The 13721-nt window shown below is 44.4% G+C and carries 13 protein-coding genes; 5 read left to right on the top strand and 8 right to left on the bottom strand.

What is annotated here, in order from left to right:
* Nucleotides 1-29: 29 nt before the first annotated feature.
* Entirely contained in the window at nucleotides 30-1166 is a 1137-nt protein-coding gene (gene tyrA, locus ACRQQK_RS16495; protein ID WP_457513167.1) for a bifunctional chorismate mutase/prephenate dehydrogenase, read from the bottom strand.
* Nucleotides 1167-1178: 12 nt separating this feature from the next.
* Entirely contained in the window at nucleotides 1179-2252 is a 1074-nt protein-coding gene (locus ACRQQK_RS16490; RefSeq protein WP_457513165.1) for a 3-deoxy-7-phosphoheptulonate synthase, read from the bottom strand.
* Nucleotides 2253-2495: 243 nt separating this feature from the next.
* Here ACRQQK_RS16490 and ACRQQK_RS16485 point away from each other — a divergent pair, with 243 nt between their 5' ends.
* A complete protein-coding gene (locus ACRQQK_RS16485; RefSeq protein ID WP_457513163.1) occupies nucleotides 2496-4172 on the top strand; it encodes a LytS/YhcK type 5TM receptor domain-containing protein in 1677 nt (558 codons plus the stop codon).
* 26 nt (nucleotides 4173-4198) lie between these two features.
* Nucleotides 4199-4915 carry a two-component system response regulator BtsR gene (btsR, locus tag ACRQQK_RS16480; RefSeq protein WP_457513161.1) on the top strand — a complete coding sequence of 239 codons (717 nt, stop codon included), beginning with the start codon at nucleotides 4199-4201 and terminating at the stop codon, nucleotides 4913-4915.
* 49 nt (nucleotides 4916-4964) lie between these two features.
* Here the strand turns inward: btsR and nagZ are convergent, their stop codons facing one another.
* On the bottom strand, nucleotides 4965-5954 hold the full coding sequence (gene nagZ, locus ACRQQK_RS16475; RefSeq protein ID WP_457513159.1) for a beta-N-acetylhexosaminidase: 990 nt from the start codon (nucleotides 5952-5954) through the stop codon (nucleotides 4965-4967).
* A gap of 99 nt (nucleotides 5955-6053) precedes the next feature.
* Between nagZ and ACRQQK_RS16470 the strand changes: the two genes are divergently transcribed.
* Both ACRQQK_RS16470 and ACRQQK_RS16465 read left to right on the top strand, forming a co-directional pair.
* Nucleotides 6054-7166, top strand: coding sequence for an anhydro-N-acetylmuramic acid kinase (locus ACRQQK_RS16470; RefSeq protein ID WP_457513157.1), 1113 nt, complete (start codon nucleotides 6054-6056; stop codon nucleotides 7164-7166).
* 62 nt (nucleotides 7167-7228) lie between these two features.
* Nucleotides 7229-7552, top strand: a complete 324-nt coding sequence (locus tag ACRQQK_RS16465; protein WP_457513155.1) for a hypothetical protein — start codon at nucleotides 7229-7231, stop codon at nucleotides 7550-7552.
* A 69-nt stretch (nucleotides 7553-7621) separates the two neighbouring features.
* On the opposite strand, the gene ACRQQK_RS16460 is transcribed toward ACRQQK_RS16465, so the two are convergent.
* Entirely contained in the window at nucleotides 7622-9412 is a 1791-nt protein-coding gene (locus ACRQQK_RS16460) for a cation:proton antiporter (RefSeq protein ID WP_457513153.1), read from the bottom strand.
* A 60-nt stretch (nucleotides 9413-9472) separates the two neighbouring features.
* On the bottom strand, nucleotides 9473-9814 hold the full coding sequence (locus ACRQQK_RS16455) for a DUF2799 domain-containing protein (protein WP_457513151.1): 342 nt from the start codon (nucleotides 9812-9814) through the stop codon (nucleotides 9473-9475).
* A 268-nt stretch (nucleotides 9815-10082) separates the two neighbouring features.
* Here ACRQQK_RS16455 and ACRQQK_RS16450 point away from each other — a divergent pair, with 268 nt between their 5' ends.
* Nucleotides 10083-11567, top strand: a complete 1485-nt coding sequence (locus tag ACRQQK_RS16450; RefSeq protein ID WP_457513149.1) for a carbon starvation CstA family protein — start codon at nucleotides 10083-10085, stop codon at nucleotides 11565-11567.
* An 80-nt stretch (nucleotides 11568-11647) separates the two neighbouring features.
* On the opposite strand, the gene ispH is transcribed toward ACRQQK_RS16450, so the two are convergent.
* The 3 genes from ispH to lspA form a co-directional block, all read right to left on the bottom strand.
* Nucleotides 11648-12610: a 4-hydroxy-3-methylbut-2-enyl diphosphate reductase gene (gene ispH, locus ACRQQK_RS16445; RefSeq protein WP_457513147.1), complete on the bottom strand. Its 963-nt coding sequence runs from the start codon at nucleotides 12608-12610 to the stop codon at nucleotides 11648-11650.
* A gap of 22 nt (nucleotides 12611-12632) precedes the next feature.
* Nucleotides 12633-13064, bottom strand: a complete 432-nt coding sequence (fkpB, locus tag ACRQQK_RS16440) for an FKBP-type peptidyl-prolyl cis-trans isomerase (RefSeq protein WP_042484279.1) — start codon at nucleotides 13062-13064, stop codon at nucleotides 12633-12635.
* Between the two features lie 143 nt (nucleotides 13065-13207).
* Entirely contained in the window at nucleotides 13208-13714 is a 507-nt protein-coding gene (lspA, locus tag ACRQQK_RS16435; RefSeq protein WP_457513145.1) for a signal peptidase II, read from the bottom strand.
* Between the last annotated feature and the right edge of the window lie 7 nt (nucleotides 13715-13721).

Below are 13721 nucleotides of genomic sequence, written 5' to 3'. Positions count from 1 at the left end.
AGCGCTTTTAGGTATTAGTGGTTATCACTTTAACTTGAATGAGGGCGATGAATTGAATCGTTCGCTTGTTTCAAAAGATTCTGGCTTTCCGTCATAAACTGCTGAGAGTAATCGCCAAACCACTCACTCACCTGTTCGAAACTTGCTACAAATCCGGCCTTATCGCGACTTTCAATCAGACTAACCGCCTCCCCAAAACTACGCTGGAAACGCTGGATCATCTCAATGTTTTCGTCAGACGACAGAATGATATCGCCGTACAGATTTGGGTCCTGACCAAACAAACGTCCAACCATTGCCAGTTCAAGGCGATAAATTGGCGAACTCAATTTCAGCAGTTGAGCAATATTGGGTTTTACTTTCGATAAGTGGTAACCGTAAGCAAACGATGTAAAGTGACGCAACGCCTGAATCAGTGTCATGCCATGATCGTGCTCTTCAGCATCAATATTGCACAGACTCGCTCCCCAAATAGAGAACTGCTTTAGCAGCCATTCATACTGCTCTTTTCCACGACCATCACAATGAACAATCACCTGTTTCGCCAAGCTCGGTACATCAGGACCAAACATTGGGTGCAAACCTACCACTGGGCCTTTGTGCACGGCCATCATCGCTTTTAGAGGCTTACACTTGATCGAAGTTAAATCACACAGAATGCAATCTTCAGGTAGATTATTAAGCTTATCAATTACACCAATGGTTTTGTGAATTGGCACCGTGACCACGACAAGACCCGCATCTTTCAGCAGTTCATCTGCGTTGCCCCAATCTTGGCTGCCGAGTAGTTTCACTTGGTAGCCTGACAGTCTGAACATGCGACCAAACAAGCCGCCTAACTGACCTTTACCACCAATAATAACCACTGAACGTAGTTCCGGATTCAAACACTTAAAACCGGAATCTTTTTCGCTGGCATAAGATTCACGCATGGTGCGACGAAGAATGTCTTCAATTAATTGCGGAGGTACGCCTCTTTTCTCAGCTTCTTCACGACGAGAAGCTAACATTGCCGCTTCGCGATCTGGAGCATAAATTGGAAGGCCATGTTGGCTTTTAACTTCACCCACTTTTTCCACTAATGCCAGTCGACGAGCAAGCAGCTCTACCATCTGCTTATCAACCGCATCAATTTGATCACGCAATTCATTCAATTCAACAGCCATGGTTTATCCTTTTTATCCTTTCAGGCGGTTTTCGAGAAACGGAGTCAGCTCTTTGTGAGCCTTACGCAATAGTGCCTCAGTTGCATCCCAATTAATACATGCGTCTGTAATAGAAACGCCGTACTTCATCTCACAAATTGGTAGATCTGAAGACTGGTTACCTTCATTAATATGGCTTTCGATCATCAAACCAATGATTGATCGGTTACCTTCACGAATTTGGTGGATTGCATCTTCGGCTACCAGCGGCTGACGGCGGTAATCTTTGCGTGAGTTCGCATGGCTACAGTCGATCATCAGAGCCGCGTCTAAGCCCACTTTAGCTAAATCTTCTTCACACTCAGCCACAGAGACTGAATCGTAGTTGGTTTGCTTACCACCACGAAGAATCACGTGACCATTACCATTACCTTGAGTCGTCAATAGCGCCACTTGCCCTTCACGATTTATACCCATGAAGCGGTGGCTTGATGATGCAGCTTGCATTGCATTAATTGCGGTAGAAAGGCTGCCATCGGTACCATTTTTAAAACCGATCGGCATTGAAAGACCACTCGCCATTTCGCGGTGAGTTTGAGATTCCGTGGTACGTGCACCAATAGCAGCCCAGCTAAAGGTATCTGCTAGGTATTGAGGGCTGATAGGATCAAGCGCTTCTGTCGCTAGAGGGATATTCATTTCAGCCAGATCCACCAGCAGTTCACGCCCCACATGCAAACCGTGTTCAATATCGAAAGTGCCATCCAGATGCGGATCGTTAATCAAGCCTTTCCAGCCAACCGTAGTGCGCGGTTTTTCAAAGTAAACTCGCATGACAATGTAAAGCTGATCTTTCAACTCTTCTGACAATGTTTTCAAACGCTTAGCGTACTCTTTAGCTGCTTCAACATCATGGATAGAACAAGGACCACAAACCACAAGTAAGCGATGATCGCGTTTATGAATAATATCTGCGATAGTCTGACGAGATTCACGGATGAAACGACGGCTATCATCACTTAATGGTAATTTCTCTTTTAGCGCGTCTGGTGTGATCAATACCTGTTCATCAATAATATTGATATCACTTAATTCACTTTTTTTCATCTCATCACCTGTATTAAAAAATTTACACTAAACTTATACATTGAAGCTCAAACTCAATAGAACACAACTTATCAGGCTATAAAAAGATTTCAAGTGTAAATTTAAAAAAACACATATGTACAAAATTATTTACACAAATATAAATACAGGCTTTAGGTCACTGAATGCGATTAAATCGTGTTTTATTGTCGATAACTTTCATAAAATACTCCCATTCTTCAACATTTGCTTGCTGGCTGAACTATGGATTTGATCCTTTCATTATTACAACAGATGTGTGTCTACTTAGTTTTAGCTTACATGTTGAGTAAGACACCGTTGTTTCTCCCGCTGCTTAATATTTCCAGCCGTCTTGATCATAAGTTAAGTGTCTATACCCTGTTTTCACTGTTCTGCATAATGGGAACCTATTTCGGTCTACAAATTGATGATGCCATAGCCAATACTCGTGCAATCGGAGCAGTAATGGGTGGCTTATTCGGTGGTCCTGTGGTTGGTTTTTTCGTTGGCCTAACGGGCGGGATTCACCGTTACACTCTAGGTGGTTTTACCGATTTAGCCTGTGCTATTTCCACAACTGCGGAAGGTCTCATCGGCGGGTTACTGCACACTTACCTGCTGAGAAACAGTAAAGGACGACTGGTTTTCAGCCCTAGTATCGTTTTTGCGATCACTCTGTTTGCTGAAATCGTGCAAATGCTACTGATTCTACTTGTAGCCAAACCGTTTGAGGAAGCTTATGACTTAGTTTCCACCATCGCAGCACCAATGATCATTGCCAACTCAGTAGGTGCAGCGCTGTTTATGAGTATTCTGCAAGACAGAAAAACCATATTTGAAGAGTATTCCGCGACCTTTTCTCGCCGTGCGTTAAATATCGCCGAGCGCTCTGTCGGTATTCTTGCTCAAGGCTTTAACCCTAAAAATGCAGACAAAATTGCACGTATTGTTTACGAACTCACCAACGTTGGCGCAGTCTCCATTACCGATAGAGAAAAAATTCTCGCTTTCGTTGGAATCGGCGATGATCACCACAAACCGAATACTCCAATATCTTCTCAAAGCACGCTTGATGCGATTTCAGGAAACGCCATTATCTATCTCGATGGTAAAGAACAACCTTATCAATGTTCGTTATCGCCAACCTGTAAGCTAGGTTCTGCGTTAATTATTCCACTTAGAGCGGGTGACAGAGTGATTGGCACCATTAAGTTGTATGAACCGAAGCGCAAGCTGTTCTCGACCATTAATATGTCAATGGCACAAGGTATCGCTCAGTTACTTTCCAGTCAGATTTTGTATGGTGAGTATCAACAGAAACAAATCCTGCTCTCCAGAGCTGAAATTAAGCTGTTACAAGCTCAGATTAACCCTCACTTTCTGTTTAACGCTCTCAATACCATCAGTGCCGTTATCCGCAGGGATCCGACAAAAGCACGCGAATTAATTCAGCACCTATCGCAGTTTTTCCGCAGTAACTTGAAGCAGAATATCGAAACCGTGACACTCCGCGACGAGATCGCTCATGTCAACGCATACCTGACGATAGAAAAAGCCCGTTTCAGTGACCGACTCGATGTCGAGATCGATATCGATAACTCATTATTGGAACGCAATGTGCCCACTTTCACCTTACAACCTTTGGTGGAGAATGCGATAAAACACGGTACATCCAACCTGCTTGAAGATGGCAAAGTTCGTATATACAGCGAACCAGTGGAAAGCGGCTACCGAGTAGTGGTTGAGGACAATGCTGGCAGCTATCAACCTCCAAGTGATGATCATGATGGGCTGGGTATGCAGATAGTGGCGAAACGGCTAACCAATAAATTCGGCGACAACTCCGCTTTGAAAATCGAAGTTGAACCGGGCCAATACACACGAATGAGCTTCCTCATTCCTAATCTAGAAAATTCTTAATTTAGAAAAGAAGTAAGGGTTTAGAAATGCTTTCAGCACTTGTGATTGACGACGAACTATTCGCGCGTGAAGAACTGATGGAATTGCTTGAAGAAAGTGGCGAAATCAACGTAATTGGCCAAGCGAACAACGCGATTGAAGGTCTTAAAAAAATAAACCAACTCAAACCCGATGTTGTCTTTCTCGATATTCAAATGCCACAGATCACTGGTATTGAAATGTTAAGCATGCTCGATCCAGAAACCATGCCCAAGGTTGTGTTTGTCACCGCCTATGACCAATATGCGTTACAGGCATTTGAAGACAATGCGTTTGACTACTTACTTAAACCGATTGAAATTGCACGTTTGAATAAGACCATCCAACGCCTACAGCGCAGCACGACACAGAAACAGGACTATTCTTCGATTGCGCCGGCTATGCTCGACCAAGTGCCTTGTATCGGTTTGAACCGCATCATGATCATTCCCACCACTGAGGTAGAATACGCGTTTACTGATATCAGTGGCGTACATGTTCAAACCCATAACCAAAGAGCCACCAGCCAGCTTACGCTCAAGGTTCTGGAAGAGAAAACTCAGCTTCTGCGTTGTCATCGCCAGTATTTAATTAATCTCAAAGCGATTAAAGAGATAAAGCTGCTTGAAAATGGTTTAGCGGAAATCATTACCCGTTCAGAGCATAAAGTACCGGTCAGCCGTCGCTATCTGAAAGAACTGAAAGAAAAACTCGGATTTCATTAAAAAAGGCTCCTTATGGAGCCTTTTCTTTACCACACTGATCGCATGCTGATTAGCTGTGTTGCTCTATGATTCTTTGCATTGCCGAAACCGCTTGTTTCCACTCCTGCATCGCTTTTAAGTCTTGATAGCTAAAGTTTTTCTTCTTCAATAACTGAAGTGCTTGAGGAACGTCAACAATCGCCAAGTTATCCAGCACTTCAATCGCAGCTTCACGCTTATTGCACATCAGAATCATGTCACACCCTGCATCCAGCGCTTGTTGTGAACGCTCTGCTGGCGATCCCATGATTGCCGCGCCTTCCATACTTAAATCGTCAGAGAAGACAATGCCTTTAAACCCCATCTCTTGGCGCAATACCTTTTTCAACCAGTAAGGAGAACCACTGGCAGGTTGGTTATCGAAATGCGGGTAAATAACGTGAGCAGGCATCATGGCATCAAGAATATCAGCCTCAATCTGCGCTTTAAAAATCGAGATATCATCACTGATGACTTCACGTTCATCGTAAGGGGTTTCTAAATGAGAATCTGCAATCACCGCTCCATGACCAGGAAAGTGTTTTCCTGTTGTTGCCATCCCTACCGATTTCATTCCCTGCATAAAGGCACTGCTGTATTTCAACACAGTCGAGACATCATCACCGAATGCACGGTTGCCAATTGCGCGACATTCAAAGCCTTTATCTAGTACTGGCGCAAAGCTCAAATCGACATCGTGAGCAATCAACTCCGCTGCCATTAGCCATCCACCTTGCTTTGCCAGCTCAACTCCGTTGTCACTCTTTGCATACAACTGAGCAGCCGGAATCTTGCTAAAACCTTCGCGAAAACGCTGAACTCGGCCGCCCTCCTGATCAACACCAATTAAGATAGGACGCTTTGCCGCTTGGCGAATCGCTTTGTTTAACGCCAACAACTGTTGGTTATCATGATAATTGCGAGCAAACAATATGACGCCACCAACCGTAGGGTGCTGCAAAATCTCGCGATCTTCTGCGGTTAATTCATAGCCTTCCACATCAAGCCATAACGGTCCCATTATTTCTCCTAATTTCAAAATTTGTCACTGCGGGTGAGGTTATTCAGTTTATTTTTCAATTACAATGAGTTTGTTTAGATCTGACGGCGAGATTACATAATGAGTGAGCGTGAACTGTACATAGGAATTATGTCTGGAACGAGTCTGGATGGCGTGGATACCGCTTTGGTGGCGATACAAGACGATAAAATAGAACTCATCGACCACGATTTCTTTCCTTTTCCCTCTGAGCTCAAATCGCGCGTTTTGAATATTTGTATTGGTCAGGCAACCCATTTACCTGAAATTGGCGAAATCGATCATGAGCTTGGTCACCTGTTTGCTGACGCAGCTTTAGCTCTGATAAATAAATCAAATATTGATAAACAACAGATTCGTGCCATTGGCAGTCATGGACAAACAGTGTTCCACCAACCTAATGGTGCGAAACCATTTACGATGCAGTTAGGCGACAGCAACATAATTGCTGCCAAAACGGGCATTACCACCGTTGCCGATTTCAGACGAAAAGACATGGCATTGGGCGGTCAAGGCGCGCCTTTGGTTCCTGCTTTTCACCACACGATTTTCCAAGTCAAAGACTCCTGTGTTTTAGTACTCAACATTGGTGGCATCTCAAACATCTCGGTTCTTAAGCCTAATGGTGAAGTTATGGGATATGACACAGGTCCGGGCAACATGCTGATGGATGCTTGGTGCCAAGTGAACTGGAATGAAAGCTATGACAAAGATGCTTCCAGAGCCAAACAAGGCAAAGTTATACCTGAGTTGCTTTCACGTTTTTGTCAGGAGCCCTATTTGTCTGAACCCGCTCCGAAAAGCACAGGACGTGAGCTGTTCAACATGCCTTGGTTAGAACAACATCTTGAAAACACCCATTACTCACCAGAAGACGTTCTTCGTACTTTGTGTGAATTTACCGCTGTGACTATCTGTGACGAAGTGGCTAAGTTCGCGATTGGATCACAACCCGAATTGTTAGTCTGTGGCGGGGGCGCGCAAAACCCTCTGCTGATGGAAAGAATCCAATCTCTTCTGCCAAATTGGGGCGTTGCTCCAACGATTAGCAAAGGAGTAGACAGTGACTATATGGAAGCCATGGCCTTTGCTTGGCTTGCCCAGCGCAGAATGCATAATTTGCCAAGTAATTTGCCTGCAGTTACTGGAGCCTCTCGCCTTGCAAGCTTAGGCGTCGTATACTTTTCGAATTAATATTCGAACTCAAAAATAGCAGTAACCATCACGGCTTAAATTAGAGGTTATTGAGGTGATTCATGGCTAACGACGCACTTTTATCCGCGCTTTCTCATATTGTGTCAAAAGAACAAGAGCTCAATGATTTAGAGCAACATTTTCAGTCTCCAAAACCTCACCACAGAGCTGAAAATGAACAAGAAAAATTAAAAAAACGTGCCGTGCGAATCGTCATGCAAGCCACAGACTGTGATACCCAAACCGCACAGTCTCTGTTACAGGAATGCGGATATAGCGCCAAGGTGGCGATTTTGATGTTGCTGACTGGTGTTGATGCGGATCTGGCAAAAGAAAAGCTCTCTGAATCTGACGGTGTTCTGCACAAAGTAATCAAAGATCAGTAGCAACTTGCTACTCTGAAGAATCGAAAGCGAGCCTAATATTAGGCTCGCCTTTTATCAATGCTGTTCGTCCTAAGACTGGGCTTTAATCAGCGACACCACGGTTTCACCTTCTTTCGGCTCGAACGCGTTGAGATCAGAGCAGATCTGCACTCTATTGCGAGCATTAACCAAGAAAAGCGGTAGCACATAACTCTCCTGATGTTTCTTCAAGTAATCATCATAAGTGAAGTTTTCGCTCAGTTTGGTGTGCTTGATCTCTCCCCCCTGATTGATCAGACTTGCCAGTTTCTTATAGCTGACATCAGCGCCTAGAAATGACAAACCATGGTATTCCTGCGCCACCACGTGTTTATCTTTGGTATTACCGTTAACCTTATCATGCAGGCAAAAAACTCGTTTCTCACCAAAGTCTGATAAGAACTGCATACACGCCATGATATTAAAGTGCTTATCTGGGCTGAGAGCCACGACATGCCCAATACCAATTAAGTTCAGATACTCATCTGCATGACTTGAAATTGGATTGCCATAATAGTTCTCCAATCCAGCCATCCTAGCTTGGCGGATATAGTCCCAGTTCGAATCGGTGAGCACAACACGGCAATCGTACTTCATGATCGCCAAGCCCAACTGACGAGCCACATCATTCGCCCCAATAATAAGAAAGCCTTTAGGAGCCGGCTCAGCCACTTTTAGCGCTAATGCCATCGGTCGTGCAGTGGCACTTTGCAAAACAACAGTACCAATAATCACCATAAAGGTCAGCGGCACCAGCAATTCGGCCTCAGTCATACCAATAGAACTAAGTTTAATGGCAAACAATGATGATATAGACGCTGCAACAATGCCTCGCGGCGCTACCCATGCAAGAAAGAGCTTCTCCTTGAAGGCTAGATTGCTGCGCAAAGTAGAAAGCAAGATAGATACAGGTCGAGAGATAAGCTGCATGACAACAAACAGTAATAACGCACTCCAACCCAATGTCATGAAGTCACTCAATTGAATGCGCGCCGCCAACAAAATGAATAAACCTGTTATCAGCAAGATAGTCAGGTTTTCTTTAAAGTGCAGTATGTGGCGGATATTGACGTCTTTAGCATTGGCAAGCCACATCCCCATCACAGTCACCGTCAACAAACCGGATTCGGATTCAATGTGATTTGAGAGTGCAAAAATCCCCAACACCACACTCAAGACACCAAAAGGTTGGAGATATTCCGGTATCAGCCCTTTGCGTAACACGTAAGCAACCGCGGCTCCCGACAAGACGCCAAACGCTAAGCCGACTGCGATGATAAGAGCAAAGACGTGTAGGCTATGCGCTTCACTGCTGGAGACAATAAATTCATACACCATCACTACGAACAATGCGCCTAGAGGGTCAATCAGAATGCCCTCCCAGCGCAGTATGTTCGACAACCTTGTATTTGGCCTTACCGTCCTGAGCAGTGGAACAATAACGGTAGGTCCCGTCACCACAGTCAAACTGCCGAATAGAAATGCGAGCGTCCAATCAAACCCAAGTAACAGATGAACCGCAACAGAAGTGATAGCCCAAGAAATCACAGCCCCGATGGAAACTATGCTCCATACGGTGTTACTGACTCCGCGTATCTCTTTGAAGTTAAGCGTTAAACTACCTTCAAACAGAATAACGGCGACGGCTAACGAAACGAGTGGGAATAACAGATCACCAAGCAGTTGTTGAGGAACAAGAACGCCCGTGAGAGGGCCTGCAATGATGCCTGCTAGTAGCAAAAATAAAATCGCTGGTAAACGTAAGCGCCAAGCTAACCACTGACAAAACAGACCAACAACACCGACACTGGCAAACACTAATGCGAGTGATTCATCGTGCATAGTAGCACCTCAACATCCTGCAACTGACGAGTAATAAAAGGGGAAAGCAAAACATTTCAGTTAGTTATTGTACTCATTCCAGCCACGTTGCCATTCCATCCGAAATCGCTGCGCTTGATCAGTTCCTTCACAAACACCTTCGTAATACTGACCATTCACGCCAATCTGGTAAGCGACGTTAGGGTTGCAATACTCCACGATGCCTTGCGAGTAGCCATTTTCATAATCCGATTCTTGAACATCCCCAAGCTCTGACAATATTTTGTATGAGCGTTGTGAGTGTCCTACCATGCCATCTTGATAGCCTATTTGATACCAGTTGCCCTCTTTCGCCAATTCGCTGTCCGTTGCCGCACATCCCAAAAGCCCTAACACCATTACCACTATTATTGTTTTTTTCATTATTTACCTTCAACTTAGCTAATAATCTTTAGCTCTTTAGGTATACCACTGATTGTTCATTCTTTCCTGCTAAATCCTCAAATCCATCAGCAGAACCGCTTACTTTCTCTGACTACCACTGAACAATATCAGAGACCGCTTATTTACTTCAGAAACCACTTAATTCTCTATTCGACCACTCACTAGGAAAGCGAATGTTTCTAGCCTAGCAACCGTTTACTATGCAAATTGAGCTTATTTCATAATCCAATAACAAAGGACAATCGCTATGTTGTGGTTCCTAACTTGTGTAGCAGCACTGCTAGCTGGATATTTCATCTACGGTGCTATCGTAGAGAAAATCTTCGGCATCAACGAAAGCCGTAAAACGCCTGCCCATACAAAAGCTGACGGTGTCGACTACGTTCGCATGTCAACACCTAAAGTTTACCTAGTTCAACTTCTTAACATCGCTGGTGTTGGCCCAATCTTCGGTCCAATCATGGGTGCTCTATACGGCCCAGCGGCAATGCTATGGATTGTTGTTGGCTGTATCTTTGCTGGTGCAGTTCACGACTACTTCTCAGGCATGCTATCGATTCGTAACGGTGGTGCATCTGTTCCAACAATGACAGGTCGTTACTTAGGCAATGGCGCAAAACACTTTATGAACATTTTTGCCATTGTTCTTCTACTGCTTGTTGGTGTGGTATTCGTATCAGCGCCTGCAGGCATGATTACTAACCTAATCAATGAACAAACTAGCCTTACGGTAAGTATGAGCACTATGGTTGTAATCATTTTTGCTTACTACATCATCGCAACTATCGTTCCTGTAGATAAAATCATCGGCCGCTTCTACCCACTGTTTGGTGCACTGTTGATTTTCATGTCTGTTGGTCTGATCACAGCTATCGCATTCTCTAGCGAACACCAAATCCTAGGTGGCTTTGAACCAAGCGACATGTTCAGCAACTTGAACCCGAAAGATATGCCTTTGTGGCCAGCACTATTCATCACCATTGCTTGTGGTGCTATCTCTGGTTTCCACGCAACTCAGTCTCCACTAATGGCTCGTTGTATTGAAAACGAAACCAATGGTCGTTTCGTATTCTACGGAGCAATGATTGGTGAAGGTATCATCGCGCTAATCTGGTGTGCTATCGCTCTATCGTTCTTCGACTCACTTGAAGGTCTTCAAGCAGCAGTGGCTAACGGTGGTCCAGGTAACGTAGTTTACAGCGCTTCATTCGGTCTACTAGGCGTATTCGGTGGCATCATCGCATTCCTAGGTGTGGTTATCCTGCCAATCACTTCTGGCGACACTGCATTCCGTTCAAGCCGTCTGATCCTTGCTGAGTACTTCAACATGGAACAGAAAACAATGCGTAACCGTCTGCTAATGGCTATTCCACTATTCATTATCGGTGGCGTGCTGACTCAAGTAGATTTCGGTATCATCTGGCGTTACTTCGGTTTTGCAAACCAAACAACAGCAGTAATGATGTTGTGGACTGCTTCTGCATACCTACTACGTCACAACAAGTTCCACTGGATTACAACGGTTCCAGCGGCATTCATGACTTCAGTTTGTATTACCTTTATCCTAAATAACGGTACTTTGGGCTTCGGTCAGCCAATGCAACTATCTACTATCATTGGTGTTGTTGCGGCACTAGCTATCACAGCTTACGTAATCAAAATATCTAAAGGCAAAGGCGACACTGAGCTTGCTGACGAAGAGAAACCAACAGGTGTAACTGAAACGGTTTAATCTGTATTAATAAAATCATACAGATAACAAAAGGGCTCCAATCGGAGCCCTTCTTATATTTTCGGAGAAGCGAAAAACAATTAATCAACCTGCTTGATTTGCAGTTCTTTTGGTACTTCGAAGAACATGTTCTCTTCGCGGCCTAGCACTTCTTCTACTGAGGTAGCGCCAAGTTCTTTAATACGATTAATAATTTGGTTCACTAACTCTTCAGGTGCTGAAGCTCCCGCCGTTACACCCACTTTAGTCTTACCATCAACCCATTCCGGTCGCACATCTTCAGAGCAATCAGTTAGATAACCCGGTGTTCCTAACTTCTCCGCCAACTCTTTCAATCGCGTAGAGTTAGATGAATTTTTAGAGCCGACCACAATCATCACGTCTACTTCACTCGCAAGGATACGAACTGCATCCTGACGGTTCTGTGTCGCATAGCAAATATCATCCTTACGCGGGCCTTGAATTTCAGGGAACACTTCGCGCAATTTATCGATCACATCGGCCGTTTCATCCACAGACAAGGTGGTTTGGCTAACATAATGCAGATGACTTGGATCTTTCACTTTCTCTACCAGAGCAATCACGTCATCTGGTTTCTCTACCAGATACATACCGCCTTTATCGCTGGCGTATTGCCCCATAGTGCCTTCAACTTCAGGATGCCCTGCGTGACCGATAAGAACCACTTCCATATGCTTGCGGCTTGCACGAGCCACTTCCATATGTACTTTAGTCACTAACGGACAGGTTGCATCGAAGACGGTTAAGTCGCGTTCTCTCGCTTCCTGACGCACAGCTTGAGAAACACCATGAGCAGAGAAGATCACAATGTTGTTATCTGGAACTTCATGTAGTTCTTCGACAAAAACCGCTCCACGTTGTTTTAGCCCTTCAACCACAAAACGGTTGTGTACGACTTCATGACGAACATAGATAGGCGGCTTATACATTTCTAATGCACGTTCTACAATGCTGATGGCACGATCAACACCAGCGCAGAAGCCGCGAGGGTTAGCTAACAGTATTTTCATGTTGTTGCTCATGGATGTATTAATAAGTAATCAGTTATTCGACAGACAAGATTTCGACATCAAAGATAACATCTTGTCCGGCTAGCGGGTGGTTAAAATCCACCGTCACGGAATCACCGACAATCTCGGTAATGATCCCCGGAATTTCCATACCGTCAGGACCACTAAACGCCATAATGGTACCCACCTCCACCTCAGTTTCACCGATAAATTTCGCTCGGTCCATATGGTGGATGTTATCTGGGTTTGGCTGTCCAAAAGCATCTTCAGCAATCAATTCGATCGCTTGGCTTTGTCCCGCAGTCATTCCGATAAGGCATTTTTCAAAGTTTTCACTCAGGCTGCCATCGCCAATCACAAACTTAGCTGGCTTGCCTAAATTATGTGTACTGTCGGCCACAGAACCATCTTTTAATTTGATAGTAAAATGCAGAGTTACAGCAGAGTTCTGATTAATTGTTGTCACGTTGGGCTTCCTTTAGATTGTTCGAGATCTTTTTCGTCTCGTTTATTTCTTTTCTTAGAATTTAAAATATTGGCTGTTCTTCTAACAAAAAGCGCTCTCCGAATCAACGGACAGCGCTTAGGGTTATTAGGCTTTGATAGAACTTACGCCGCTTTTTTACTGCTACGGAAACTATCTAAGATAATCATCGCAGCACCAATACAAATTGCGCTATCAGCTAAATTGAAGGCCGGCCAGTGGTAATTACCCCAGTAAAAATCAAGATAATCAACAACAAATCCGTGAACAACGCGGTCAAACACGTTACCCACAGCGCCACCAATAATCAGCGCATAAGCGATGTTATTCCATTTATCACTAGCAGGTAAACGTCTCATCCAAAATGCGAGTAGACCTGTTACAACAAATGCAATTGCAGTAAAGAACCAACGCTGCCAGCCCGCTTGATCGCTCAAAAAGCTAAAAGCCGCGCCATAGTTATGAACATATAGCAGGTTGAAGAAAGGTAGAATCTCAATACGATTTTCCCAACCATAGCCCATGCTATTCATCACAACTAATTTAATGCCGATGTCTGCTACAAACACCAAGAGGGCCAGCCATAGCCAGCGCACTCCTGATTGTTTCAGCGTTAATGTTTGTTGTGTCATGTAAACG

It is taken from the genome of Vibrio sp. C8 (genome assembly GCF_054051265.1).
The sequence above is the reverse complement of the archived record's forward strand: the minus strand, read 5'-3'. Positions and strand labels throughout refer to the sequence as shown.